Source organism: Microbacterium sp., from assembly GCF_047971895.1.
GTDB lineage: Bacteria > Actinomycetota > Actinomycetes > Actinomycetales > Microbacteriaceae > Microbacterium.
In genome coordinates this window covers 1-26,112 of record NZ_JBKEAF010000115.1, presented here as the reverse complement: position 1 = coordinate 26,112, position 26,112 = coordinate 1, and the positions used below count along the sequence as shown (strand labels likewise).

The window sequence follows — 26,112 nt, the reverse complement described above, 5'->3', positions numbered from 1 at the left end:
TCGTCCGTGAACAGATGCCCGACCCCGTTGCTCAGCAGTCCCGGTGTCAGGTACCAGAGGCCGAACCAGACGACCTCGGCGACGATGACCACCCACCAGGAGGACGACCGCGCGCGAACAACACTCGCGCCAGCGTGGGTCATTGATCCATCGTGTCTCAGGGCGGTCGACGCCAGCCGACCCAAGGGAGCCCTTGTGCGGGTGCGTCGCAGCGACTAATTCCCGGGGCCACCGCGTTCCGGCCCCGTCCTCCCGTGGCCAGGCGACGGTCGGAACTGTCCGAGCTGAGCGGCCCGCGCCTCACGCGCAGCCTGGGTGCGCCCGGCGGCTTCCCGCTCGGCCTCATCGCGGGCGGTGAGTTCGCGGACAAGTTGCGCGGCTTCAGTGACGGGCAGCGCCTCGATCCGCGCGAGGCCGCGGCGGTCGTGTTCGGCCTGCTTTCTGAGCTTCGCGGCGTGGGCGATGACATGGCTCGGAGGGGAGCCTCCGAGGGCGCGCTGACTCAGCGCTCCCGTGCGTGGTCCACGTCGTCGGCCACTATATGGAGCAGGTTTAGCTCCCGGCCTCGGGTCACGCCGACGTCGACGCCGGAGGCGTCGGCGAGGTGCATGTACTCGGCAGGCAGGCGCACGGTGCGCTGCCGCTTCCGGCCGGCACCGTTCTCCTTCGCCCACACCGTCCCGTCGTTCCCGACGCTCTGGACGGTCCAGGGCTGACGGTTCGCCACTTGCACGTCGGCGTCGTTCTGCCGGGTCTGGATCACGTCGCCTGTGCCGATGCTCAGGCCGTCGCTGCCGGTCGTCGTGCGGTGGTCGTCGACCAGCCCACGACGCACCCGCTCGTGACGTATGCGCTCGTTCAGCTCGTGCGCCTGGTCGTTGGTCGCGGCCGTGTCGCGCTACGCCTTGTTGCCGGTCAGCGCGAGACTGCCGCCGAGGCCGATCATCAGCCCGCCGCCGGTCGCGCGAATCCCGCTGAGGCTGCGGGGAGACTTCGCGAACCAGGATTGCGCGGTGCCGGCGAGGATTGCCCAGACCGCATCGCAGACGAAGCCGATCGTGATGAAAACGAGCCCGAGCACCATCATCTGCAACGGGATCGTTCCGGCCCCGAAGCTCACGAACTGTGGCAGCACGGCGACGAAGAACACGATGGTCTTCGGATTGGTCACGCCGACGAGAAACCCTTGTCGAAGCATCACCGCGGGCGTCAGTGTCCGCCGTGCCGATTCGCCGTCGCTCGTCATGTCGTCTTTGCGGTGGCGGATCGCCTGAACACCGAGGTAGATCAGGTATGCGGCACCGAGCAGTTTGATGATCGTGAACAGCACGATCGACTGCGCGACGATCGTGCCCATCCCGAGCGCGACCGCTGCGACGAGCGGCAATACGCCGAGTCCGTTTCCGAGCACACTGAGCAGACCGCCGAGCCGACCGTAGGAGAGCGAACGCCCGATCACGAAGAGTACGCTCGGCCCGGGAATCACGATGAGGATCACCGATGCCAGGGCAAAGGCGGCGAATGTGTCGAGTGTGGGCACGGGGCCAAGCGTACTCATGCGTCGGTCCGCCGCCCCTATCCGGGATTCGATTCCTGGCGGATATCGAACGAAGACGAAACGGGTCTCAGATCAGCGTTCGTCGGCGTTCACGCAGCGGGTAGCCTGGAGCGCATGCCCACCGCAGCCGACGACCTGCCCGAGGTCGCCAGCGTCGCGCGCGACCTGATCCGTATCGACACCTCGAACTGGGGCGGCGGCAAGGCGCGTGGCGAACGTGAAGCGGCTGAGTATGTCGGCGCGTACCTCGAAGGGCTCGGCCTGACCCCTGAGTACTACGAGCCCGTCCTGCGGCGCACGAACGTGATGGCCCGGGTGCCGGGGCGCGATCGCACCAAGCCGGCGCTCGTGCTGCACGGACACCTCGACGTCGTGCCCGCCATCGCGGACGACTGGACAGTCGACCCGTTCGCCGGCGTCGTGCGAGACGGGATGCTGTGGGGCCGCGGTGCCGTCGACATGAAGAACATGGACGCCATGATCCTCACGGCGGTCGCCGACATCCTTCGCTCCGGCGCACAGCCCGAGCGGGATCTGATCGTCACCTTCTTCGCCGATGAGGAGGACGGCGGCGTCGAGGGGTCGGCCCTGGTCGTGGCGAACCGTCCCGGCTGGTTCGCCGGTGCCACTGAGGCCATCAGCGAAGTGGGCGGCTACTCGGTCGCCGTGGGCGACCGCCGCGCCTACCTGCTGCAGGTCGGGGAGAAGGCGCTTGTCTGGATCCGGCTCGTGGCACGCGGAGTCGCCGCGCACGGCTCATCGCTGCACCGTGAGAACGCCGTCACGCGACTGGCGGAGGCGGTCGGGGCGCTCGGCCGCACCGAGTGGCCCATCGCGCTGACGCCGGCGACGCAGCGCATGGTCGCCGACATCGCCGCACTGTCGGGCATCGACCCCGCAGACCCCGACGCCGTCGTCGCGGCTGCCGGACCAGCCTCCCGCTTCCTCGGCGCCACTCTGCGCACGACGACCAACCCGACTGGGCTGACCGCCGGCTACAAGCACAACGTGATCCCCGATCGGGCCGAGGCGCTCATCGACGTGCGCACGCTGCCCGGCACCGAAGCGGAGGTCGTCGCCGATATCCGCCGACTCATCGGAGATGACGTGTCGGTCGAGATCGTCCACCAGGACATCGGGCTCGAAGTCCCGTTCGCAGGATCGCTCGTCGACGCGATGGTCGCCGCGCTCGGCCGACACGACCCGGGCACACCGGTGATTCCGTACCTGATGGGCGGAGGCACCGACAACAAGGCACTGGCCGGGCTCGGCATCGACGGCTTCGGCTTCGCGCCGCTGCGACTGCCGGCCGACCTCGACTTCACCGGAATGTTCCACGGTGTGGACGAGCGGGTGCCGATCTCGGCCCTCGAATTCGGTCGCGACGTGCTCACCGACCTCCTGCGCTCCTACTGAAGGACATCGATGCACTTTCTCGAGGCGATCATCCTCGGGCTCGTCCAGGGTCTGACCGAGTTCCTTCCCATCTCGTCGAGCGCACACCTGCGGATCCTCGGCGAGTTCCTGCCGGGCGCAGAGGATCCGGGAGCGGCCTTCACGGCTATCACCCAGATCGGCACTGAAGCGGCTGTCGTGGTGTTCTTCTGGCGCGACATCGTGCGCATCGTCGGGCGCTGGTTCCGCTCCCTCGTCGGCAGGGTGCCGCGCAACGACCCCGATGCGCGCATGGGCTGGCTCATCATCGTGGGCACGATCCCCATCGTTGTGCTCGGGCTGCTGTTCCAGGATCAGATCGAGACGGTCTTCCGGTCGATGTGGCTGATCGCCGGCATGCTGATCTTCTTCGGCGTACTGCTGGGCATCGCCGACCTGGTCGGCGCCAAGCGTCGTAAGCTGCAGGACATCACCGTCGGTCACGGTGTGATCTTCGGGTTCGCGCAGGCACTCGCGCTCATCCCGGGCGTCTCCCGCTCGGGCGGCACCATCACGGCGGGACTCTTCCTGGGCTACGAGCGAGCGGCGGCTGCCCGCTATGCTTTCCTGCTCGCGATCCCGGCCGTGTTCGGCAGCGGCTTCTACCAGCTGTTCAAGAGTGCGGGGGAGCAGGGCCCGTACACGCTGGTGGAGACGGGCGCGGCGACGGTCGTCGCCTTCGTCGTTGCCCTGGGCGTCATCGCCGTCTTCATGAAGTGGATCTCGCGGCGCAGCTTCCTGCCGTTCGTGGTGTATCGGGTCGCGCTCGGCACGGTGCTGCTGGTGCTGCTGTCGCTGGGCGTGATCCAGCCCTACTGACCGTTGCCCGGCTTGCCCGGGTCGCCGCGGCGCAGGTAGCGTTCGAACGCCTGCGCGATCGCATCGCCGGATGCCTCCGGGTCGTCCCACGTGTCACGGGTGGCCTCGAGCTGCTGTATGTACTCGGTCATCTCGTCGTCGTCCGCCGCGGCCGCATCGATCGTCGCCTCCCACCGCGCCGCTTCGCTGGCCAGGTCGCCACGGGGGACGGCGACGCCGGTGAGGTCCTCGAGGCGATCGAGAAGGGCGAGGGATGCCTTGGGCGACGGCGCGTGACCGGAGACGTAGTGCGGAACGCTCGCCCAGAGACTGGCGGTCGGGATGCCGACGCGCTCGGCGAAGAACGACAGGGCACTGAGTACGCCGACGGGGCCCTCGTACGAGCTGCGTTCCAGCGTGAGCTGGTCGCGCAGCACCTCGTTGTCACTGCCGGTGAAGACGGTGATGGGGCGCGTGTGCGGCACGTCGGACATCATCGAGCCCAGGGCGACGAGTCCGGTGATGTCCTCGCGCAGGGCCACGTCGACAACCTCGTTGGCGAACGACTGCCAGGCCCGCGCCGGCTCGACGCCGGTGAGCAGCCACAGCTGCGTGCCGCGGCGGGCACGCGCCGGGCGCAACAGCACGGTGCGGGGCCACGTGAGCTCACGTCGCCCGTCGGCGTCGAACGAGACGATCGGCCGGGTGTACTGGTAGTCGAAGTACAGCTCGGGGTCGATCGAGTAGACCTCTTCGTACGCTCCGGACTCCTGCAGGACGTTCACCGCGGCCGTGGCCGCTTCGCCGGCGTCGTTCCAGCCGTCGAACGCCGCCACGAGCACCTTGCGCCCGAGACCCTCCATGCCACCTCCTGACCCGTGCCCTGGGATCCCTCAAGGATAGGCGCACACGGGTGGGGTGTGCTCGGCTGCTCGGTAGGCTGGCGGGGTGAACGCCGCTGCTGGTTCTGCACCCCTGCGCGCCGTCTTGTGGGACATGGACGGCACACTCGTCGACACCGAGCCGTACTGGATGGCCGCCGAGACCCCTCTTGTCGAGAGTTTCGGCGGGACGTGGTCGCACGAGCAGGCGCTCGGACTGGTCGGTCTCGGGCTCGAAGATGCAGCACGCATCTTCCAGGATGCGGGGGTGCGCATGGCCGTTCCTGCCATCGTCGACCATCTGACCGACGAGGTGATGCAGCAGCTGCGCACCGAAGGCGTGCCGTTCCGTCCGGGGGCGCAGGCCTTGCTGGCGAGTCTGCGGTCGGCCGGTGTGAAGACGGGGCTCGTCACGATGTCGATGAGCCGCATGGCGCACGCCGTGGTCGACATCATCGACTTCGATGCGTTCGACGTCGTCGTCGCCGGGGACGACGTCACCCGGCCGAAGCCGCATCCCGATCCGTATCTGCAGGCGTGTGCTGCGCTCGGTGTCGATCCTGCCGACACCGTCGCAATCGAGGACTCGCCGAATGGCCTGCGCAGCGCCGTCGCCGCGGGTACCGTGGCGCTCGGCGTTCCGAACATCGTGTCGTTGGAGGGCATGGGCGCTCGCGCGATCTGGCCCACGCTCGAAGGACGTGCCGTCGACGACCTCCGCGAGCTCCATGCCCGGCACGCCGTGCGCGTGCGCGCGATACGCGAGGGGAACCGATGACCGCCCTCGATCCGCCGCGACCGTCCGGTCCATTCCGGGTGGGGGACCGCGTGCAGCTGACCGACCCGAAGGGGCGGCTGCGCACGATCACGCTGAAAGAGGCGGGCGAGGTGCACACGCACCACGGCGTGCTGCGGCACGCCCAGCTGATCGGCATCCCGGACGGATCCGTCGTGGAGAACAGTGCCGGCCACGAGTATCTGGCGCTGCGGCCGCTGCTGAGCGACTTCGTGATGTCGATGCCGCGGGGCGCGGCGATCGTGTACCCGAAGGATGCCGCGCAGATCATCGCGCAGGCCGACGTCTTCCCGGGTGCCACCGTCGTGGAGGCGGGCGTGGGGTCGGGGGCGCTGTCGCTGTGGCTGCTGCGTGCGATTGGGGCACAGGGTCGCCTGCTCTCCTTCGAGCGGCGCGAGGACTTCGCCGAGGTCGCGCGGGCGAACATCTCCACGTTCCTCGGTGCGGATCCGGTCAACCACGAGATGGTCATCGGCGATCTCGCCACCGCGCTGCCCGTGACGGTGGCGCCGGGCGATGTCGATCGAGTGGTGCTCGACATGCTCGCCCCGTGGGAGTGCATCGACGTGGTGGCCGATGCGCTGACCCCGGGCGGTGTGGTGCTGTGCTATGTCGCCACTGCGACGCAGCTCAGCCGCGTCGCCGAGTACCTCCGCGGTACGGGCCTGTTCACCGAGCCGGTGGCGAACGAGACGATGGTGCGCGGATGGCACGTGCAGGGTCTGGCCGTGCGCCCGGATCATCGCATGGTGGCTCACACGGGGTTCCTGGTCAGTGCCCGCCGGCTGGCGCCGGGGGCGATCCCGCCCGAGCGCAAGCGACGTGGAAACAAGGTCGGGCACAGCGACGACGATGTCGAAGCGTGGACCCCCGGCGCGGTGGGGGACAGGGAGATCACCGACCGCAACCTGCGCAAGCGCGTGCGCGAGGCGCAGCGTGCGGCGGATGGTGCACGCCGCGCCGCGGCGCAGAGCGCGCCAGACGAGGCGCCGTCGGGCATCGCAGACGAGACCGCGTAGACTCATCCGGTGCGCAAGTTCCCGGCTCTTCTCACGGTCCTCGGCCTCGCCACCCTGACGTTGGCGGGCTGCACCGCCGGCGACGTCAGCGGCTGCACGCCGCCGCCTCACGCCGATGCGGAGCTGCAGGCGCAGTTCGACGTCTCCGGCGAGCTGGGCTCCGACCCGCGGGTGTCCTTCGGCACGCCGTTCCATGCCGACGTGCCGCAGACCTGGGAGACCGTCGAGGGCACGGGCACGCGCATCACGTCGGACGATCAGCTGGTCGCGCTCGATGTGGCGGTGTTCGACGGCATGACCGGCAGCAAGCTCATCTCCACCCCGTTCGACGGCGACACGACACGGACGTTCACGGTCGCCGCGTGGGCCGACACGTTCCCCGAGATCGGTGCGTTGCTGTCCTGCGCCGCGGAAGGCTCGCGGGTCGTGCTGGCGCTGCCGCCGGGCGGCGTCGCGCCCGAGACGGCGGCCGCGCTGGGTCTGGGCGCCGACGACTCGACGGTCGCGGTCGTGGACGTCAGTAGGGCGTACCTGCCGCGCGCGGAGGGAGCCCTCGTTTTCAACAACTCACACAACCTGCCGTCGGTGGTGCGTGCTCCGAGCGGGCAGCCCGGCGTCATCGTCCCCGACACCTCCGCGCCGGGCGACATCGTCGTGCAGACCCTCATCCGCGGCGGCGGCCCGGTCGTGGGCGAGGCCGACGCGGTGCGCGTCAACTACACGGGAGTGCCGTGGCAGGTGGGCGGCGACGTGTTCGACACGACGTGGGGAGCGAGCCCCGCGGCCGTGCAGGTGTCCGCCGCGCAGCAGCCCGGGTTCGCCGACGCGCTGACAGGGCAGACCGTCGGCTCGCAGGTGCTGGTGGTCGTCCCCGCCGATCAGGTGGTCGCCGGCGCCGCCATGGGCGTGCCCGCCGACACCGCTGTCGTGTATGTGATCGACATCCTCGGCGTCGACGACGCCGCCCCCCTCCGCTGAGTCGCGTGCCGTACGGCGCGGCCTAGGATGGGGGCGTGCCCGCCAAGATCACACCGCAGGAGCGCCTGCTGAGCCTCATCGTCGCGCTCATGGCGAGCACGCGAGGACTCACGAAGGAGCAGGTGCTCTCGACGGTGTCGGGCTATCGCGAGGCCCGAGACGAAGGCCGCACGCAGGATGCGCTGGAGCGTATGTTCGAGCGCGACAAAGAAGAGCTGCGCACCCTCGGCGTGCCCCTGCACACCCTCGGCGATCCGACGGATCCCGACGACCTTCGGGATGCGCGGTACCGCATCCCGAAGACCGACTACGTGCTGCCCGAGGACCTGACCTTCACTCCTGCCGAGGTCGCCGTGCTGAACCTCGCCGGTGCCGTGTGGAGCGAGGAGTCGCTGTCGGCCGATGCGCAGAGCGCACTGCGGAAGATCCGCTCGCTCGGCCTGGACGTCGACGAGCCCATCATCGGCTTCGCGCCGCGCATCAGCCTGCGCGACCCGGCGTTCCCCGCACTGCGCCGCGCGAACGAAGACGGCCGCGTGGTGCGGTTCTCATACGTCAAGCCCGGCGATGAGGCCCCACGGACGCGGCGCATGTCGCCGCTGGCGATCGTCGAGTATGAGGGGCGCTGGCACGTGTACGGCATCGATCTCGAGGTCGGTGAGGAGCGCACGTTCCTGCTGTCGCGCATCGTCGGCCGCGTCGAGCTGACACGTGAGCCGTTCGAGCAGGCCGAACGTGAAGGCGCCGGTGCACACGCGCTCGCCCAGCTGGCCGAGGTGGCGCGGCGCAATGTGGCGGTCGTCGAGGTGCAGCCGGGCACCGAGGCCGACCTGCGGCTGCGCCGACGGGCGCACGCCGACACGAACGGCGATGCGCTCTCGATCAACTATGTCGACGTACACATCCTCGCCGACGAACTGGCCTCGTACGGCCCCGAGGTGCGGGTCGCGGCCCCTGACCGGCTGCGCGACGAAGTGATCGCGCGGCTCGAGCGCGTGCGCGCACTGCACGTCGGCGGCGCAGGGAGCCTCGCATGACCGATTCCCCGCACCGCTCGAATCGTGCCCGTCCGATCCCTGCCCGCTCGAGCCCTGCCCGCTCGAACCCTGTCGCCGCGGACCGCGTCGCCATCGTCATGACGCTCGTCCCGTATGTCGTCGAGCACGGCCCGACGCGGGTCGACGATGCTGCCCGGCTGTTCCGCGTCACGCCCGGGGTCATGCGCGAGATGGTCGAGAACCTGAACGTCATCGGGCTGCCCGGCGGGATGGACAACGAGCTGTTCTCGATCGACTGGGACGCGTTCGACGAGCGCGACGAGATCGTGCTCGTCAACGTCGTCGCGTTCGAACGGGCTCCGCGCCTATCCTCGCGCGAGGCGGCCGCGCTGCTGGCCGGACTGCAGTTCGCGCAGGCCGTGCCGGTCGTGGCCGAGCAGGGTGTGGTGGCGGGACTCCTGGCCAAGCTCGCCCGCGGTGCGGGCGCCCCGCCCGGAGAGCTCGCCCTCGCCCTCGACCCCGTCGACGACGTCCGCGCGACGGTGTCGGATGCGATGACGCGGCAGCGGGCCGTGTCGTTCACGTACCGTCCGATCGACGGTGAGGTCATGACGCGCACCGTCGATCCCATCCGCATCCTGGCCATCGACGCGCAGTGGTATCTGCGCGGCTGGTGCCACCTGCGTCAGGCTGTGCGCACGTTCCACCTCGAGCGAGTGAGCGACCTCGTCGTCACACAGACTCCGGCCGCTGCTCACGACGACAGCGAGACAGAGCTGTTCACCGGACCGCACGGCGAGGTCGTGGCGCGCATCCGCTACCCCGAGCACGTGGCGCCGCTCCTGGGGCAGTATCTGGATCACGCCGAGGTGGAGGCGAAGGCGGATGCCACGGGCCGCTCGACCGCAACGCTCCATGTCAGCGACCCTCGTGCGTTGAAACGCCTCGCGGCCCGACGCGGCGGCGCGGTCGAGGTGCTCGAGCCGGACGAGGCGCGGGTCGCCGCCGCGGAGTGGGCGCGGGCCGCGCTCGCGCAGTACGGGCGCTGACGCGCCGGTTCGCGTGCGGCAGGCCGTCGCGGGTTACACTGGGGCCGGGACCACACTCATTCAAGGGAGTTGCACCATGGGCGCATTCGGGTGGCCGCACCTGCTGATCATCCTTGCCGTGATCCTGCTGCTGTTCGGGGCGGCCAAGCTGCCCGCGCTGGCCAAGAGCATGGGTCAGTCCGCGCGCGTCTTCAAGGGTGAGATGAAGGCGATGAAGGATGACGACGCCACCCGCGCAGCCACGTCCGACGACAGCACGGCCGCGAACACCGCGGAAGAGCCGCCGACCGATCCCGGCACGGCGCCAGACCCCAAACCCTGACCGGACGTGGTGACGACGGAACCCCCGCGCGTCGAGGAGCCCGATTCGCCCAAACGCGAAAAGCGGATGTCGCTGGGGCAGCATCTGATCGAGTTGCGCAAGCGTCTGTTCATCGCTGCGGCGGCGCTGATCGTGGGCATGATCATCGCGGCCATCGTCACCGATCCGATCATCCGACTGCTCACCGTGCCCATCGACCTGGTCGCCGAACAGCGGGGCGATACGCAGAAGGTCGCGCTGATGTTCACGACGGTCGCGTCCGGGTTCGACCTGCGGATGCGCATCGCGTTCGCCGCGGGCCTGCTGCTGTCGGCCCCGGTCTGGCTGTGGCAGATCTGGGCGTTCGTCATGCCGGGCCTCACCCGCAAGGAGATCCGCTACACGATCGGCTTCGTGGCCGCCGCGATTCCGCTGTTCTTCGCCGGGTGCGCCGTCGGCTGGCTGGTCATGCCACACATCATCGAGGTGATGGCGACGCTGGTTCCTGAGGGGCAGGCCCTCATGTATCAGTACGACTATTACTACGACTTCATCGTCAAGCTACTGCTCGTGGTCGGCGTCTCCTTCGTGCTGCCGGTCTTCCTGGTGGCGCTGAATCTGGCGGGCGTGGTCTCGGGCCGGGGAATCCTGAAGGGTTGGCGGGTGGCGGTGCTCGTGGCCACTATCTTCGCCGCGATCGCGACACCCGCCATCGAGGTCTTCTCGATGCTGCTGCTGGCCGGCATCCTCGTCGTCCTGTACTTCGCGGCCGCGGGTCTGGCGCTGTTCTTCGACCGGCGCAAGAGCAAACGCGACGCGCGGATGCTGCCCCCCGACGCGGCGGCCGGAGCGGGCGGGTGAGCACGCCGGCAGAGCGCTACGCCGCAGCGCAGGAGGCGCGGCAGCATCCCGTCACCGCGGCGTTCGCCGCCGCCCAGACCTTCGATCTCGACCCGTTCCAGGTGGCCGGATGCCAGGCGCTCGAGGCCGGACGCAGCGTCCTGGTGGCCGCACCCACGGGTGCCGGCAAGACGATCGTCGGCGAGTTCGCAGTGCACCTGGCCATGCGCGATGACGACGACGCGCGGCACCCCGCGAAGGCCTTCTACACGACGCCGATGAAGGCCCTGTCCAACCAGAAGTTCCGCGAGCTGCAGGCCGTGTACGGGGCCGAGAACGTGGGTCTGCTGACGGGTGACACAAACATCAACGGCAACGCCCGGGTCGTGGTCATGACGACCGAGGTGCTGCGCAACATGCTGTACGCCGGCTCCTCGGCGCTGCGCGGCCTGCGGTTCGTCGTCATGGACGAGGTGCACTATCTCGCCGACCGGTTCCGAGGCGCCGTGTGGGAAGAGGTGATCATCCACCTGCCGGCGGACGTCCGGCTCGTGTCGCTGTCCGCGACGGTGTCCAATGCCGAGGAGTTCGGCGACTGGCTCGACACCGTACGCGGCGACACGGACGTCATCGTGTCCGAGACCAGGCCCGTGCCGCTCGAACAGCACGTGCTGGTGCGCGGCGATCTGCTGCCGCTGTTCGACGACCGGGCGGGGGTGGCCACCGCCCAGGTGAACCAGGAGCTCATGCGCCTTCGCTCGTTCAAGGGGCAGACTTACGAGCCCAACCGGCCCGTACAGGCCCGCCGTGCCGCCGCGCAGTACGACGGCGTGCGCCGGCGCCCCTCGCGCGGGGGTCGCCGCCCGGTGCGGCCCGGCAACGTGCACCGGATCGAACGACTCGACCGGCCCGACGTCATACGACTGCTGGAGCGCGCGAACCTGCTGCCGGCGATCTTCTTCATCTTCAGCAGAGCCGGATGCGACGGAGCGGTGCAGCAGGTGCGCCGCTCGGGGCTGCGGCTGACCACCGCGGAGGAGCGTCTGGAGATCCGTGCGATCGTCGACGAGCGCACCCGCACCCTCCTCGACGAGGACTTGGCAGTCCTCGGGTTCTGGGAGTTCAAGGAGAACCTCGAGCGCGGCGTCGCCGCCCACCACGCGGGGATGCTCCCGGTATTCAAAGAGGTCGTCGAGGAGCTCTTCCAGCGCAAGCTCGTGAAGGCCGTGTTCGCGACCGAGACGCTCGCCCTCGGCATCAACATGCCTGCGCGCACCGTCGTGCTCGAGAAGCTCGAGAAGTTCAACGGCGAGGCGCGCGTGGCGATCACCTCGGGCGAGTACACGCAGCTGACCGGTCGTGCCGGCCGTCGGGGCATCGACGTCGAGGGGCACGCGGTCGTGCAGTGGACCGAGGGCATGGATCCGCAGTCGGTCGCCGCCCTCGCCTCTCGGCGCACGTATCCGCTCAACTCCAGCTTCCGCCCGACGTACAACATGGCGGTCAACCTCATCGACCAGTTCGGGCGCACCGAGGCACGCAAGGTGCTCGAGTCGTCGTTCGCGCAGTTCCAGGCCGACCGTGCCGTCGTGGGACGGGCCCGCCAGGTGCGCGAGTCCGAGGAGACGCTCGACGGATACGCGAAGGCGATGGCCTGCGATCGGGGCGACTTCGGTGACTATGCCCGGATCCGCCGCGAGCTCAGCGACCTCGAGAAACTCAATCGCAAGGACGTGACAGCGGGCCACAAGACGCGGGAGCGCAGGCAGCGGCAGATCGCCGAGCTGCGCACCCGCATGCAGCGTCACTCCTGCCATGGGTGCCCGGATCGCGAGCACCATGCGCGCTGGGGCGAGCGCTATTTCACGCTCACGCGCACCGTCGGCAAGCTGCGTCGCCAGATCGAGAATCGCACGGGCACGGTCGCCCGCATCTTCGACCGCGTGGTCGACGTGCTGCACGAACTCGACTACGTCCGCGAGCACGACGGCCGTACGACCCTGACCGATGCGGGTCGCACGATGCGGCGTATCTACGGTGAGCGGGATCTGCTGGTGGCGGAGTCGTTGCGGCTGGGGCTGTGGGAGAAGCTGGATGCCGCGTCGTTGGCGACCCTCGCCTGCTGCCTCGTGTACGAGCCTCGGCGTGACGAGGACGAGCAGGGGGAGCACCGGCTTCCGCGCGGACCGTTCCGCAAGGCGCTGCACGAGACCCAGGACCTGTGGTCGCGACTGAACGACCTCGAGCAGGAACACACGCTGCCCGGAACCGAGCCGATCGCCACGGGTCTGGCGCCCGCGATGCTGGTATGGGCGCGCGGGCTGTCCCTCGACCGGGCGCTGATCGAGGCGGACATGGCTGCGGGAGACTTCGTCCGCTGGGCCAAGCAGACCATCGATCTGCTCGACCAGCTGTCGATCGTGGCCGATCCGGGCGTCGCCGTCACGGCGCGCAAGGCGCTGGACGCCGTGCGCCGCGGCATCGTCGCCTACAGCTCGGTGTGATGCGGGCGACGTAGGCTCGTACGGTGCCCGAACACCCTGTCCGCCCGCGCCCGCTCCTGCCGTTGTGGGTCGCCGTCGTCGCGGCGATTGCCGGCGGACTGCTGTTCACCTCTGCCTACCCGCCGCTCGGCTGGTGGCCGATGGTGTTCGCCGCCGTGCCACTGGGGCTGATCGGACTGGTGGGGCGCAGCATCCCGACCGCTCTGGTGGTGGGTCTGGCCTTCGGGGCGTCGTTCACACTGACCAACCTCGCTTTCACGGCGCGCTATCTGGGCCCGGTCCCATGGCTTGCGCTGTCGCTGCTGGAGGCGGTGCTGATGATGGCGCTCGCGGTGCCGATCACGCTGGCCTACCGCTGGCTGCCGCGGGTGCTGCCGGGCCGCTGGTGGGCGTTGGTCGCGCTACCCGCCCTGGTCGCCGGGCTGTGGACCCTGCGCGAGCTCGTGCAGGGGACGTTCCCGTACGGGGGGTTCCCGTGGGGGCGGATCGGGGTGACGCAGGCCGGCGGACCGCTGGCGGATGCCGCGTCCTGGGGAGGGATGTCGGGTCTCACGTTCGTCATCGTGTTCGTCTGCACGGCGGCGATCGAGTACGCGCGCCAGCGGCGACTCCGTGACATCCGCACCGCTCTGCCCGCCGCCCTGACGTTGGTCGCCCTGTTCGCCCTTCCGCAGTTCCCGACGATCGACGCCGGTACGCTGCGCGTCGGCGCGGCGCAGGGCAACGGGCCGTCGGGATACTTCGATCGACGTGCCGCCAACGATGTGCTCAATGCGCAGCTGGCGGCGACCGCACCGATGATCGGCGAGGACATGGACGTGCTCGTGTGGCCCGAGGGTGCGGTCGACTCGGACCCGACACGCGACCCGGTGACGGCATCCGTGCTCGACTCCCTGGCGGAGCGCATCGACGCGCCGCTCGTGATCGCGGCGGTCACCCAGCGCGGTAGCGAGTACTTCAACTCGTCGCTGCTGTGGGAGGCCGGCGCCGACGACCCCGTGCAGGTCTACGACAAGCGCCATCCCGTCCCGTTCGGCGAGTACGTGCCTGATCGGTGGCTGTGGCGGCAGTTCGCCCCCGACCTCATCGACCTGATCCAACGGGAGTACACGCCGGGCGTCGCGGTGCCGGTGTTCGAGGTGGAGGGCGTGCCGGTCGGGCTCGCGATCTGCTTCGACGTGATCTACGACGACGTGGTCTGGGACGGCGCGAACAACGGCGCCGAGGTCTTCTTCTTCCAGACGAACAACGCCGACTTCCGCGGCACGTCAGAGAACCTGCAGCAGCTCTCCTTCGCGCGCATGCGCGCGGTCGAGACGGGCCGGTCGGTCGTGAACATCTCGACCGTGGGCACGAGCCAGTTCATCGCGCCCGACGGCGCGGAGATCGCCGAGCTGGGCGCGGATGTCGCCGGTCACCTGCTCGCCGATGTGCCGCTGCGCACGGGTCTCACGCCCGCCGTCGTGCTGGGTCCGTGGATCCACGGCGTGCTCGGGTGGGGGAGTGCGGCCGTCATCGTGTTGCTGGGGGTTGCGACCGGGCTGCGGGGCAGACGCGAGAAGACGCCGACTCGGTGAGGCGGCGTCTTCGGGGTCTGGCGCGTCAGGCGCTCAGACGGTCGGCGTCTCCGCCGTGGCCGCCGCGGCGCGAGCGCAGCAGGGCGAGCCGCTCTTCGAGCAGCTCGTCGAGCTCGGGGATCGTGCGGCGCTCGAGAAGCATGTCCCAGTGCGACCGGGCGGCCTTCTCGCTCGAACGGTCGACCTCGACGGTCGTGTCGCCGACGCGGCGCACGGCCTCGCTGCCGCACGTGCGGCACTCCCATGTCGCGGGTGCTTCCGCGTCGTGCGCGAACATGAGCTTCGTGTCACGTCCGCACTCGGCGCAGCGGTAGAGATGCTCCGTGCGCTCTTCGAATACGACGCCCTCTTCGCTCTGTAGGCTCTGGGCACCGAGCCGGATGCCGCGCAAGCTGCGATCTGCCATTTTGTGGTCCTCTCCTCGCTCACACAGGTATAACGGATCAGCCTGTGCGGATACTCCGAGGGGGTGACCGTCGGGGTGCTTTCCCAGTCAACGCACAGCGGACGGTGAAGGTTATCATGCAAGCGCTTTCAATGCCTGGTCGGCGCGATCGGTCACGATGCCGTCGACACCGCGGCCGACCAGGTGCCGCATCTCGTCCACGTCATCGATGGTCCACACGTGGACCTCCACGCCGGCGGCGTGCGCCCGTCGGATCAGGCGATCGGTGAGGATTCGCACCGCTCCCTGTCGCGGCGGGATCTGCAGCGCGTCGACGTCGCGCAGCATGCGGCGCAGCACGGGGGTGGGTGCCGCGGCGACAGCGGCGAGCGTCGCGGCGATCGTGCGGCTCCCAGCGGAGGTGGCGGGGCGGATGCCGGCACCCGCAGCCGCGGTCGCGTTCAGCACCGCCTGGCGTCGCGCATCGGAGAAGGAGGCCACCAGCACGCGGTGGGCGTGCGGGGCGATGAGCGTTCCCATGCGCTCGGTGACCGCCGACGCTTTCGCGTCGAGGTTCCACCGTGTGTCGGGGAAACCGTCGAGCGCGTCTGCGAGGGTCAGCAGCCCGCCGCGGTCGGCCATCAGCCCCCGCAGCTCGCGCAGGGTCAGCTCAGCGACCAGCCGCGGATCGCCGGTGACACGCTCGACGCTGTCGTCGTGGAACAGCACGACCTCACCGTCGAGGGTGGCATGGCAGTCCGACTCTACGTAGGTCGCGTCGGCCGAGATCGCCGCCGTGACCGCGGCGAGCGAGTTCTCGACGTGCTCGTCGCCCGGCACGGTGAGTCCGCGGTGCGCGAGCACACGGGGCCGCGGAGGGTCGAAGTAGGGGTGCGGCACCGAGTCAGGCCGGTGGCGCCGGTGGGATGGACTGCGGCGCGGGGGGAGTGGCGGCATCCGCCTTCGTCGCGAATGCGCCGGACAGTCCCTTGAGGGCGTCGGTGAGTTCGCTCGGCACGATCCAGAGCTTGCTCGAGGCGCTGTCGGCGATCTTCGGCAGAGTCTGCAGATACTGGTACGCGAGCAGCTTGTCGTCCGGGTTGCCTTTGTGGATCGACTCGAACACGGTGTGGATCGCCTCGGCCTCACCGCGGGCGCGCAGCACCTGGGCCTGCTGGTCGCCCTCGGCCTTGAGGATCTCGGCCTGGCGACGGCCCTCCGCCTCGAGGATCTGCGACTGCTTCGAGCCCTCGGCCATGAGGATCGCCGCGCGCCGGTCGCGCTCGGCGCGCATCTGCTTCTCCATCGAGTCCTGAATCGACACCGGCGGGTCGATCGCCTTCAGCTCGACCCGGGAGACGCGGAGCCCCCACTTGCCGGTGGCCTCGTCGAGGACGACGCGCAGCTGCCCGTTGATCTCGTCACGGCTGGTGAGCGCCTCTTCGAGGTTCAGGCCGCCGACGACGTTGCGCAGAGTGGTGGTGGTGAGCTGCTCGACGGCGCTGAGATAGTTGGCGATCTCGTAGGTCGCGGCCCGGGCGTCGTTGACCTGGAAGTACACGACGGTGTCGATCGAGACGACCAGGTTGTCCTCGGTGATGACCGGCTGCGGGGGGAACGACACGACCTGCTCGCGCATGTCGATCAGCGGCCGCAGACGGTCGATGAACGGGATCAGAACGTTCAACCCTGGGGTGAGGGTCTTGTGGTAGCGACCCAGTCGTTCGACGATGCCGGCGGTGGCCTGCGGGATGATCCGGATCGACCGGCCGACGACGACGAGGGCGAAGATGACAGCAGCGGCGGCAAGCGTCCAGCCGATCGCCTGGGGGATGATGTCGTTCACGTGGTGATGTCCTCGTTCGTTTCGGGGGGAGTGGCCGTGACGTAGGCGGTGGCGCCGTCGATGCGCGTGACGGTCACGGGCACGCCCGGCGGCAGCTCGCCGGTGTGCGTGCGGGCGGTCCAGACGTCGCCGTTGGCGAGCTTGGCCTGACCGTCTGCCGACGAGACGGTGGCGATCACGACGCCGCTGAGTCCGATGAGGGCGGCGACGTTCGACGGGGTGGTGTCCTCTCCGCGATGGAGACGCCGCAGCAGCGGTGGTCGCAGCAGCAGGATGAGCAGCACCGCGACGACGGCGGCGATGATGACCTGCAGCCACACCGGCGCGCCGAGCAGATCGGACAAGAGGCCGGCCAGGCCGCCGATCCCCAGCATCAGGAAGGTGAAGTCGAGAGTAAGCGCCTCGACGGTGAGAAAGATCAGGATGAGGACGAGCCATCCGACCCAGGCGAACTGTTCGATGATCTCCATTGGGGTCCTCCCAGTGCTTCGAATCTAGCAGGTAGTGTCGATGCGTGACCGAGAAGAATCCTGTGCTCTCCCCCCGTTCTCTGACCGGCAAGACGGCCCTCGTCACCGGATCGTCGCGCGGCATCGGTGCCGACACCGTACGGTACCTGGCCGACGCCGGCGCGAACGTCGTCATCAACTTCCGCAACAAGGCCCCGCGTGCCGAGAAGCTCGCCGCCCAGCTGCGTGAGAGCGGGTCCGAGGTGCTGGTCGCAGGCGCCGACCTCACTGTCGTCGCCGACATCGCCGACATGCTCTCCGCGGTCGAGCAGGAGTTCGGCGGACTCGACATCCTCGTGCTCAACGCGTCGGGCGGCATGGAGTCGGGCATGGCCGAGGACTACGCGCTCGCGCTCAACCGCGATGCGCAGGTCAACGTGCTGCGTGCGGCGCTGCCGCTGCTGCGTCCCGGTGCACGGGTCGTCTTCGTCACGAGCCATCAGGCCCACTTCATCCGCACGACCCCGACGATGCGCGAGTACGAGCCGGTGGCGCGCTCCAAGCGTGCGGGCGAAGACGCGCTGCGCGAGTTCATTCCGGAACTGGAATCGAAGGGGATCGGCTTCGTCGTCGTGTCGGGCGACATGATCGAGGGAACGATCACGGCGACGCTGCTGGAGCGGGTCAACCCGGGGGCGATCGCCTCACGCCGGGAATCGGCCGGCCGTCTGTACAACGTGTCGGAGTTCGCGGCAGAGGTCGCCCGGGCTGCGGTCGACCCGGTGCCCGGTGACAACACCCGCCTCGTGGGCGACACGTCGTCGTTCGCGGGCGAGTGAGCATGCGCGCTGTCGACATCGACAAGCTCGTCGCGGTCGGACGCCCGGCCATCGCCCCGGATGCATCGTTCGTGATCTTCGCGACGTCGCGGCCTGATCTGGCTGCGAACCGTGGCGTCGGTCAGCTGTGGCGGATCGATCTACCGGACGGGCAGGCGCGCCGGCTGACCCGGGGCGTGGCCGATGGTGCTCCTGTGCTGTCGCCCGACGGGGTGCGCGTGGCGTTCCTGCGGGGCGACGTCAGACGTCGACCGCAGATCTTCGTCGTCGATGCCGGGGGAGGGGAACCGGTGCAGGTCACCGACGCCCCGCTCGGTGTCGGCGAGCTGGCGTGGGCCCCGGACTCGAGCACTCTCGCGTTCACTGCGCGGATTCCCGAGAGGGGGCGCTACGGGAGCGTCGAGGGGCTGGATGCCTCGGCCGAGGCGCCGCGGCACATCACCGGCATCCGCTGGCATGCCAACGGGCTCGGGTACATCGGCGACCGACCGGCACAGGTCTTCGTGGTCCCGGCGCCCGACACCGGGTCCGAGCCGTTCTACGAGCCGGCGCCGGCCGTGGTCGCCGAGGGGCTTGAGCCGCCCAAGCCCAAGCTCGTCCCCACCGACCCGCAGCAGATCACCGAGGGCGATGCCTCGTACGCCGGGGTGACCTTCAACACCGACGGCTCCGAGGTTCTCGCCGTCGCGGACGAGATCGAGACCCGTCGACGTGACCTGCGCACGCGTGTGGTCGCCCTCCGGGCGGACGGGTCGGGCGTGCGGGAGGTGCTGGGTCGCGAGGCGAACCTGTCGGTGGGCGGACTGTTCGTCGCGCCCGACGGCGCGCTCGTCGCGCTGGCGGCGGATGCGGGGGAGAGCGGTGTCGACTTCGTCGCACCCCCGATCGCGCTGTGGCTGATCGGGGACGAAGGCCCGACGCGGCTGACCGATCCGGATGCGTTCGATCCTGGCGAGGTGGGAACGCATCTCGACGCGATCGGTGATGACTTTCTCGTGCAAGACCGCACCCGCGGGCGGCAGCGCCTGGTGCGCGTGTCGCGCGACGGAGACGTGATCGAGCTGCTCGGCGGCGACATCGAGGTCGCGGGACATGCGACAGCGGCCGAGCGCACGGTCGCCGCGGTCGCGACCCCGTCGTCCTTCGGTGAGCTGGTGCTCGTCGAAGGCGGCCGTTCCCGGGTGCTGACCGCCTTCGGTGAGGAGCTGCGTTCGGTCGGCGTGGTGCAGCCGCACGAGGTGACGATCACGGGTCGCGACGGCTATCCGGTGCACGGCTGGGTCGCCAGGCCAGACGGCGAGGGGCCCTTTCCGGTGATCCTGCAGATCCACGGCGGACCGTATGCCTCCTACGGCATCCACGTGTTCGACGAGACGCAGGTGCTGGTCGACGCAGGGTACGCCGTGGTCTACTGCAACCCGCGCGGCTCCGCGGGCTACGGCCGTGCGCACGGGCGCAGCATCCGTCAGCGGATGGGGACCGTCGACTTCCACGATGTGATCGACTTCCTCGACGGGGTCGTCGCCGACGAACCCGCGCTCGACGGCTCGCGCGTGGGCGTACAGGGCGGCTCGTACGGAGGGTACCTCACCGCGTGGGTCATCGCACACGACCATCGCTTCGCCGGTGCGATCGTCGAGCGCGGGTTCCTCGACCCCGTCTCATTCCAGGGCACGAGTGACATCGGTTCGTTCTTCGGCGACGAGTATGTCGGTGCGGATGCCGCGGCGATCGCCGCGCAGAGTCCGATGGCCGTTGTCGACCAGGTGCGCACGCCCACCTTCGTCGTGCACTCCGAGCTCGACTTCCGCTGCCCGCTCGAGCAGGCGACGCGCTATTTCAGTGCGCTGAAGCGGAACGGCGTCGACGCCGAGATGCTGATCTTCCCGGGTGAGACGCACGAGCTCACCCGCGGCGGTCAGCCACGGCACCGGGTGGAGCGGTTCGACGCGATCCTGGACTGGTGGAACCGCCGCCTACCTGTCGCGGTGTGACCGAAAAGCAGGGCCCGGGAGCGATTCCCGGGCCCTGCTCGTCGACGCGTGTCAGGCGGCGCGGCCCGTGAAGGTGAAGGCACGGACGATCTGGATGATACCGAGCACCACGAGCGAGATGCCCAGCAGCCACCACAGCACAAGTGCCCCCCAGATCGGCGAGAACAGCAGGACGATACCGGCGATGATACTGATGATCGCGTAGAACACCGTCCAGCCCTTCGAGCTCGAACTGCCGAGCGTGGTCAGCGACACGACGCCTTCGACGATCCACATGATGCCGACCAGGATGGCGATGAAGATGAAGAGCCAATCCTTCGTGGTCTGCAGGTTCATGAAGGCGATGATGCCGGCGACGATGAACACGATCCCGAGGACGATGTTGCCGACGCGGCCCCAGCCGCCCAGCGACTTCGAGAAGATTCCGATTCCGGCATAGACGAGGCCCGCGACGATGGCGTAGATCGCGATGATCGCGGTCACGACGACGGCCGTCTTTCCGGGCCACACGAGGATCAGGATACCGACGATCAGTGCGATGAGGCCGCCGACACCGAAGGCGGTCCGGATGCCGTTGACAGCGCTCTTGCCGGCTGCGGTTCCAGTGGACATGGGTTTCCTTTCTGAGAGAAACCTGGGAGTGGTAACCCTCAGGCTAGTGCCGCGGCGGGGGAGCGGCGTCGCTTCTGCGCCGTGTTTCTCCGATCGTGTCGTCGTGACGAGTCACGCGCGCACGGTGCTCAGCAACTCCTCGACGCGGGCAGGTGCCTTCAGGCCGGCTCCGCTGAGTAGAACCACGGTCTCGTCCGAGGCGCGGATCCGGCCGTCGACCACGAGACGATCGTAGGCGGCGGCTGCGGTCGCGCTGGTCGGTTCGACGAACATCCCGGACGTGCACAGGGCGTCGAGGGCGCGCACGATGTCGGCTTCGGGGACGGCGACGGTGCCACCGCCGCTGTCGCGCACGGCGGCGACCAGCTGGCGCAGGCGCAGTGGATGCGCGATCGCCGTGCCCTCGGCGACGGTGGGTGCGACCGGGCGGGGGACCGACTCGTCCGTTCCCGCCGCGACACTGGCATCGAGGGGGGAGCAGTTGAGCGGCTGTGCCGCGAACAGCCGTGGCATCCGATCGATCTGTCCGGCGTCGCGCAGTTCGCGGAACCCGAGGTGACAGCCGAGCAGGATGCTGCCGGCGCCCACCGGGACGACGACGCTGTCGGGAACACGGAAGCCGAGGTCCTCCCAGATCTCGTAGGCCAGGGTCTTCGTGCCCTGCAGAAAGAACGCCTGCCAGTTGTGACTTGCGTAGAACGCCGCACCCGTGGCCCGGCGGATGGCTGCGTCCTGCGAAGCCTCGCGCGGGCCGTCGACGAGCCGCACCCGCGCCCCGTACGCGCGCACCTGGGCGATCTTGCCCGGCGAGGTCGATGCGGGGGCGAAGATCGTCGCACGCATGCCACCGGCGGCCGCATAGCCGGCGACCGAGGAGCCCCCGTTGCCGGAGCTGTCCTCGATCACCTCGGTGATGTCGTGCGCGCGCAGGTAGGACAGCATGACGCTCGCGCCACGGTCCTTGAAGCTGCCTGTCGGGTTCACCCACTCGGCCTTGAACAGGGGGCGGCCTCCGCCGTTCCAGGGGCGCTCGAGGAGCGGCGTGACGCCCTCACCGAGCGTGATCGGGCGTTCGATCGCCACCGGCAACGCCGCGCCGTAGCGCCACAGCGAACGAGTGGACCTGTCGATGTCATCCCGGGTGATGCCGCGGCCGGGACCGATCCACAGTGGGCGCCCCGTGTCAGAACGCCATCGTGGAACGTCCAGGGGATACGTGCTGCCGTCGACCGGATCCTCGTACACACTCACGTGAGCAGAGTAGAGCACCGCGTGCGGCAGATCCTGGGCCGCGGGGCGGTAAGGCGACCATGGCGACAGTGGACGGGGCGAGCGACTGCGTGTGCTGTGGGGTCGTCGCGGGTAGGTTGCCGTGTGCGAAGGTTGCGGAGGATGCGACCACGTTCGCGTTCATGGACATGCGGATGCCATCGCCGAGCGCGCCCGGCTGCTCAGCGGGCTGCTGTGACCGTCGTCGCCATTCGCCGCCTCGCGCCGATAATGCACATTATGTCAGTTCGAAATCGCTCTATGTGTGAATCGCAAGCATGAGGCTCCTGACGCTCCCCTTCGCTCTGACGGGCTCGCGGTGAGTTGCGAATGAACGGACCGGATGCGCGTCGGGATCGTCGGAGCTGGGAACGACGGCGGTTCGGTGTGCGCCCGACGCTTCCAGATACCTTCTGACCAGGGATTTCCCTGCTGATCGTCGCAGGGTTCGTACATCATGTGCGAATCTGACGCAACGAGTCAGAGGTGCTCGATGGCAGGGAGAAGCAGCAGCGGGCTCAAGACTTCGCTCCGGGCACGATCCGCGCAAGGCGTGCGCTGGTGGTCAGGTTGGTCGGCGACGACCGGGGATGAGGCGGGCGGAGTTGAGGACGAACGCGGTCTCGCTGCCGACGTGGATGAACGCAGCGATGATCGGGCTGAGCAGCCCGAATGCGGCCAGGCCCATCCCGATCAGATCGATGGCGATGGTGCCGGCGAAGTTGAACATCACGATCCGCCGGGCACGACGGGCCGTGTAGACGGTCCGGGTGAGGTCGCCCAGGTCGGAGCTGATGAGCACGACGTCGGCGCTCTCGCGAGCGACATCGGTGCCTGAGCCCATTGCGATCCCCACATCCGCACGTGCAAGGGCGGGGGCGTCGTTCACGCCGTCGCCGACCATCGCGACCTTGTGCCGGGCGGCGCGTTCCGCGTCGATCACGGCGAGCTTCTCATCCGGCAGTAGTTCGGCGCGGACCTCGTCGATGCCGAGCTCCGCGGCGACCGCGCGGCCGGTGCTCTCGCGGTCGCCGGTGAGCATGACGACCCGCAACCCCATCTTTCGCAGATCCGCGACCGACTTCCGGGCGGAGTCCCGCACCGTGTCTGCGAGGAGGACGCTGCCCACATAGGTGCCGTCGATAGCGACATGCACGGCGGTCGCCCGCCCGTCGTCGGCCGTGGAAGGCGCCTCGGGCACGAGCGCGACGTTCCCCGCACGGACTTCGAGACCAGCGACCGTGGCGGTCAGGCCGAGGCCCGGCTCGTAGCCGAAGGTCTCGGGCTGCTCGATGCTCAAGCCCCGCTCCTGCGCGTGGGTGACGATCGCCTGCCCCAGTGGGTGCTCGGAATACAGCTCCGCGGCGGCGGCTGCTGCGAGCACCGCGTCCGGGTCGATGCCGGGTGCGGGGCGGACTTCCACGACGACGGGCTCGCCTTCGGTGAGCGTACCGGTCTTGTCGAACACGATCGTATCCACTGCCGACAGCGCCTCCAGATGGGCACCGCCCTTGACGAATGCGCCGGTGCGTGCAACGCGGGCGATAGCCGCGAGCACGGCCAACGGGGTGCCCGCGGCGATGCCGCAGGCGCCGGCGACCACGACAACCGCGATGGTCGCGGTCCAGTCCCGGGTGACCAGGAAGGTGATGATCGCGGCAGTGATCGCGAAGGTCACCAGCCAGGCCGCGAGCCGATCCGCGAGCCGCTGCGCCGGCGCCGGGGAGGACTGTGCCTCCCGCACCGCCTCCACGATCCGGCCGTAGGAGGACTGCGCACCGACACGCTCGGCGCGGACCTCGAGCGCCCCGAGCTGGTTGATCGAGCCCGCAAACACCGACCCGCCGGGATCGACGTCCACCGGGAGGGATTCCCCTGTGATACGGGACTGGTCCAGGCTCGACCGGCCCACGAGCACGGTCCCGTCGACCGGCACCCGCTCGCCGGGCGATACCACGACGGTCTGGCCGGTCTCCACGTCCGTCAGGGCGACGTCGCGGATGCGGTTGCCGTCGCGGACCTGCACCACGGCGGGCAGGAACGACATCAGATCGGTCAGCGCGTCCCGGCCCCGATCCATCGACAGGTCTTCCAGGATCTCCGCTGCCAAGACGAATGCGGCGATGATCAGCGAGGTCAGCCACTCTCCGATCGCGGCCGCGGCGACGATCGCGATCAGCATGGACAGTTCCATGCTCATCCGCCGGTGCCGCACGTCCTCCCACGCCTCGACCACGATCGGCCAGCACCCCACGGCCAGGCCGATCAGGGCGATCGCCGGCACTTGCGGCGAGGGCCAGGTCAACCCGAAGCCGACCGCGACCGCGCATGCCGCCACGAACAGCGTGCGCGCCAGATCCCAACGGTCGATCCGCCGCCACAGACTCACTTCCGACCAGAAGCCGGCAGCCGCAGCCTTCGGCTCCGTCTCGACGGGCGCCGTGCTCACGAGCCCGCCCCCGACGCGTCGCTGTCGACGCGGATCGTGTTGGAGCCCTCCACGTGATGCTCGGGGAACACGTCCACGACATGCTGGGCCTGGAACACGGCGTGGGAGACCAGCTCCCGCGCGTGCTCGTCGATCAGGCTGTAGAACACCCGCGTGCCCTCCTGACGGGTGCCGACGACCTTTCCCCAGCGAAGTTTCACCAGATGTTGCGACACCGCCGTCGGGCTCTTGCCCACCCGTCCGGCCAACTCCCCCACCGGGAGCTCACCATCCCGCAGCGCGAGGATGATCCTGATGCGCGTGGCAGCCGAGAGCAGCGAGAACACCTCCGCCGCCAGGTCGACGTACTGGCCCTCCATCCCAAATGTACATTGCTGCGTACCTTCACTCATACGCACATAATGCCCGGTGGTGCCGTCGGATACAACGGGCAAGCAGAACCGGCGGCAAGCCGGTCACGACCTGCGTGGGAGGGACGCTTCGCCGCGGAGCGATCTCGACGACCGTGGGAATGGACGCTCCACCCCGGAGCGTCAGCGATGAGGACAGTTCCTCTGCGGTCATTGCGAGAGGGCCCGATCGAGGAACGCGAGGATGTCCGTGGTGACCTCGTCTCGGTTCGTCTCGTTGAGCAGTTCGTGTCGTGCCTGCGGGTAGATGATGACGCTGACGTCGTCCAGGCCCGCCTCACGGTAGCGTTGCGCGACCGCCTCGATCAGAGCGCCCCCGCCCGCAAGCGGGTCGGCCTCACCGGATACCATCAACACGGGAAGGTCCGCGCGCACCTTCGCGATCCGGGTAGGGTCGGCGGCTTGCCCCACATCGGATGCTCCGGGCGGCACAGGCGCGGACCATCCGCATCCGGGATCGGCGACGTAGAGATCGACCTCCGCGTCGTCGCGGCTGAGCCATTCGTATCCGGTGCGGTTCTCAAACGGCTCATTGAACGCCGAGAGATCCATCGGCACATCCCCACCGAGGGTTCCGGCCATCGCCGCTGTGTCGGAGCTTCCGCACAGCACCACGGCGTCCACGTCGGCAGAGTGATCGAGCAGGTATTGCTGACTCGCGAACGACCCCCTGCTGTGACCGAACAGCGCCACTTTCAGCCCGGGGTTCTGCCTGCGGATCCAGGTGTTCACCACCCGGAGGTCGTCCACCCAGCCCGCCCAGCCGTCCGGTCCCCAGTCACCGTAGTTCCCCGCCGCGGTGACACCGGAGCCGCGGGCGTCGATGCCGTACACCAGGTACCCCGCGTCGGTCAGGGCGTGCGCGAATCGCCGGTAGCGCGCGGCGTGCTCGGCGAATCCGTGCTGGACCTGCACGACCGCGCGTGGCTGCCCCGCACCGGCCCACCGGTACACGTGCAGATGGAGTCCGTCGGCGGAATCGACAGTGAAAGTAGTCTCGTTCATACGGCCCAGTATGCACCCGTGGTGCCAGCGTCTGTACACTCGCGCGGAAGCGATTGCGCGGCGATCACACCTCCCCACGACACCCGCGAGCCCACCCTGGACGGGCACGTGAAGAGCGTGA

25 protein-coding genes are annotated in these 26,112 nt (G+C 69.2%); 13 read left to right on the top strand and 12 right to left on the bottom strand.

The annotated features are described in order from the left end of the window. Window positions 1-502 precede the first annotated feature (502 nt). The gene (locus ACK5IN_RS09275) at window positions 503-835 is read right to left on the bottom strand and encodes a hypothetical protein (protein ID WP_416895906.1); all 333 of its coding nucleotides are present in this window, start codon (window positions 833-835) and stop codon (window positions 503-505) included. A gap of 63 nt (window positions 836-898) precedes the next feature. Next, the gene (locus tag ACK5IN_RS09270) at window positions 899-1,540 is read right to left on the bottom strand and encodes a LysE family translocator (protein WP_416895905.1); all 642 of its coding nucleotides are present in this window, start codon (window positions 1,538-1,540) and stop codon (window positions 899-901) included. 132 nt (window positions 1,541-1,672) lie between these two features. Between ACK5IN_RS09270 and ACK5IN_RS09265 the strand changes: the two genes are divergently transcribed. Then, window positions 1,673-2,974: a M20/M25/M40 family metallo-hydrolase gene (locus ACK5IN_RS09265; protein WP_416895904.1), complete on the top strand. Its 1,302-nt coding sequence runs from the start codon at window positions 1,673-1,675 to the stop codon at window positions 2,972-2,974. Window positions 2,975-2,983: 9 nt separating this feature from the next. Next, on the top strand, window positions 2,984-3,811 hold the full coding sequence (locus tag ACK5IN_RS09260) for an undecaprenyl-diphosphate phosphatase (RefSeq protein WP_416895903.1): 828 nt from the start codon (window positions 2,984-2,986) through the stop codon (window positions 3,809-3,811). Here ACK5IN_RS09260 and ACK5IN_RS09255 read toward each other — a convergent pair. Next, window positions 3,805-4,653 (bottom strand): PAC2 family protein, encoded by an 849-nt coding sequence (locus ACK5IN_RS09255; RefSeq protein WP_416895902.1) that lies wholly within the window; start codon window positions 4,651-4,653, stop codon window positions 3,805-3,807. The two genes, ACK5IN_RS09260 and ACK5IN_RS09255, sit on opposite strands and share 7 nt — an antisense overlap. Window positions 4,654-4,738: 85 nt before the next feature. Between ACK5IN_RS09255 and ACK5IN_RS09250 the strand changes: the two genes are divergently transcribed. The 9 genes from ACK5IN_RS09250 to lnt all read left to right on the top strand — a co-directional run bounded on the left by ACK5IN_RS09250 (window position 4,739) and on the right by lnt (window position 14,733). Next, complete coding sequence (locus tag ACK5IN_RS09250; protein ID WP_416895901.1) at window positions 4,739-5,449, top strand: HAD family hydrolase; 711 nt, start codon at window positions 4,739-4,741, stop codon at window positions 5,447-5,449. Beyond that, on the top strand, window positions 5,446-6,486 hold the full coding sequence (locus tag ACK5IN_RS09245) for a tRNA (adenine-N1)-methyltransferase (RefSeq protein ID WP_416895900.1): 1,041 nt from the start codon (window positions 5,446-5,448) through the stop codon (window positions 6,484-6,486). Before ACK5IN_RS09250 ends, ACK5IN_RS09245 begins: the two co-directional genes overlap by 4 nt. A 9-nt stretch (window positions 6,487-6,495) precedes the next feature. Then, window positions 6,496-7,464, top strand: coding sequence for an FKBP-type peptidyl-prolyl cis-trans isomerase (locus ACK5IN_RS09240; protein WP_416895899.1), 969 nt, complete (start codon window positions 6,496-6,498; stop codon window positions 7,462-7,464). A 35-nt stretch (window positions 7,465-7,499) separates the two neighbouring features. Next, the gene (locus ACK5IN_RS09235) at window positions 7,500-8,501 is read left to right on the top strand and encodes a helix-turn-helix transcriptional regulator (RefSeq protein WP_416895898.1); all 1,002 of its coding nucleotides are present in this window, start codon (window positions 7,500-7,502) and stop codon (window positions 8,499-8,501) included. Further along, the gene (locus ACK5IN_RS09230; RefSeq protein WP_416895897.1) at window positions 8,498-9,511 is read left to right on the top strand and encodes a helix-turn-helix transcriptional regulator; all 1,014 of its coding nucleotides are present in this window, start codon (window positions 8,498-8,500) and stop codon (window positions 9,509-9,511) included. The genes ACK5IN_RS09235 and ACK5IN_RS09230 overlap by 4 nt, the downstream gene beginning before the upstream one ends. Window positions 9,512-9,587: 76 nt before the next feature. Further along, window positions 9,588-9,833 carry a Sec-independent protein translocase subunit TatA gene (gene tatA, locus ACK5IN_RS09225; protein WP_416895896.1) on the top strand — a complete coding sequence of 82 codons (246 nt, stop codon included), beginning with the start codon at window positions 9,588-9,590 and terminating at the stop codon, window positions 9,831-9,833. 66 nt (window positions 9,834-9,899) lie between these two features. Next, window positions 9,900-10,673 carry a twin-arginine translocase subunit TatC gene (tatC, locus tag ACK5IN_RS09220; protein WP_416895907.1) on the top strand — a complete coding sequence of 258 codons (774 nt, stop codon included), beginning with the start codon at window positions 9,900-9,902 and terminating at the stop codon, window positions 10,671-10,673. Continuing rightward, entirely contained in the window at window positions 10,670-13,156 is a 2,487-nt protein-coding gene (locus ACK5IN_RS09215; RefSeq protein ID WP_416895895.1) for a DEAD/DEAH box helicase, read from the top strand. The genes tatC and ACK5IN_RS09215 overlap by 4 nt, the downstream gene beginning before the upstream one ends. Window positions 13,157-13,179: 23 nt before the next feature. Then, window positions 13,180-14,733, top strand: coding sequence for an apolipoprotein N-acyltransferase (gene lnt, locus ACK5IN_RS09210; RefSeq protein WP_416895894.1), 1,554 nt, complete (start codon window positions 13,180-13,182; stop codon window positions 14,731-14,733). A 25-nt stretch (window positions 14,734-14,758) separates the two neighbouring features. Here lnt and ACK5IN_RS09205 read toward each other — a convergent pair whose 3' ends face one another. The 4 genes from ACK5IN_RS09205 to ACK5IN_RS09190 all read right to left on the bottom strand — a co-directional run bounded on the left by ACK5IN_RS09205 (window position 14,759) and on the right by ACK5IN_RS09190 (window position 17,434). Further along, window positions 14,759-15,139 (bottom strand): RNA polymerase-binding protein RbpA, encoded by a 381-nt coding sequence (locus ACK5IN_RS09205; RefSeq protein ID WP_416895893.1) that lies wholly within the window; start codon window positions 15,137-15,139, stop codon window positions 14,759-14,761. Between the two features lie 114 nt (window positions 15,140-15,253). Beyond that, window positions 15,254-16,018 (bottom strand): glycerophosphodiester phosphodiesterase family protein, encoded by a 765-nt coding sequence (locus ACK5IN_RS09200; RefSeq protein WP_416895892.1) that lies wholly within the window; start codon window positions 16,016-16,018, stop codon window positions 15,254-15,256. A gap of 4 nt (window positions 16,019-16,022) precedes the next feature. Then, window positions 16,023-16,964: an SPFH domain-containing protein gene (locus ACK5IN_RS09195; RefSeq protein WP_416895891.1), complete on the bottom strand. Its 942-nt coding sequence runs from the start codon at window positions 16,962-16,964 to the stop codon at window positions 16,023-16,025. Then, window positions 16,961-17,434 (bottom strand): NfeD family protein, encoded by a 474-nt coding sequence (locus ACK5IN_RS09190; protein WP_416895890.1) that lies wholly within the window; start codon window positions 17,432-17,434, stop codon window positions 16,961-16,963. Before ACK5IN_RS09190 ends, ACK5IN_RS09195 begins: the two co-directional genes overlap by 4 nt. Window positions 17,435-17,478: 44 nt before the next feature. Here ACK5IN_RS09190 and ACK5IN_RS09185 point away from each other — a divergent pair, with 44 nt between their 5' ends. Further along, complete coding sequence (locus ACK5IN_RS09185) at window positions 17,479-18,252, top strand: SDR family oxidoreductase (RefSeq protein ID WP_416895889.1); 774 nt, start codon at window positions 17,479-17,481, stop codon at window positions 18,250-18,252. A 2-nt stretch (window positions 18,253-18,254) separates the two neighbouring features. Further along, window positions 18,255-20,246 (top strand): S9 family peptidase, encoded by a 1,992-nt coding sequence (locus tag ACK5IN_RS09180; RefSeq protein WP_416895888.1) that lies wholly within the window; start codon window positions 18,255-18,257, stop codon window positions 20,244-20,246. A gap of 51 nt (window positions 20,247-20,297) precedes the next feature. Here ACK5IN_RS09180 and ACK5IN_RS09175 read toward each other — a convergent pair whose 3' ends face one another. The 5 genes from ACK5IN_RS09175 to ACK5IN_RS09155 form a co-directional block, all read right to left on the bottom strand. Beyond that, on the bottom strand, window positions 20,298-20,858 hold the full coding sequence (locus ACK5IN_RS09175; RefSeq protein WP_416895887.1) for an HdeD family acid-resistance protein: 561 nt from the start codon (window positions 20,856-20,858) through the stop codon (window positions 20,298-20,300). A gap of 111 nt (window positions 20,859-20,969) precedes the next feature. After that, complete coding sequence (locus tag ACK5IN_RS09170; protein ID WP_416895886.1) at window positions 20,970-22,109, bottom strand: threonine synthase; 1,140 nt, start codon at window positions 22,107-22,109, stop codon at window positions 20,970-20,972. 583 nt (window positions 22,110-22,692) lie between these two features. Beyond that, window positions 22,693-24,576, bottom strand: coding sequence for a heavy metal translocating P-type ATPase (locus tag ACK5IN_RS09165; protein WP_416895885.1), 1,884 nt, complete (start codon window positions 24,574-24,576; stop codon window positions 22,693-22,695). Further along, entirely contained in the window at window positions 24,573-24,968 is a 396-nt protein-coding gene (locus ACK5IN_RS09160; RefSeq protein ID WP_416895884.1) for an ArsR/SmtB family transcription factor, read from the bottom strand. The genes ACK5IN_RS09165 and ACK5IN_RS09160 overlap by 4 nt, the downstream gene beginning before the upstream one ends. Before the next feature lie 168 nt (window positions 24,969-25,136). Further along, window positions 25,137-25,991, bottom strand: coding sequence for an alpha/beta hydrolase (locus ACK5IN_RS09155; RefSeq protein WP_416895883.1), 855 nt, complete (start codon window positions 25,989-25,991; stop codon window positions 25,137-25,139). Window positions 25,992-26,112: the final 121 nt, after the last annotated feature.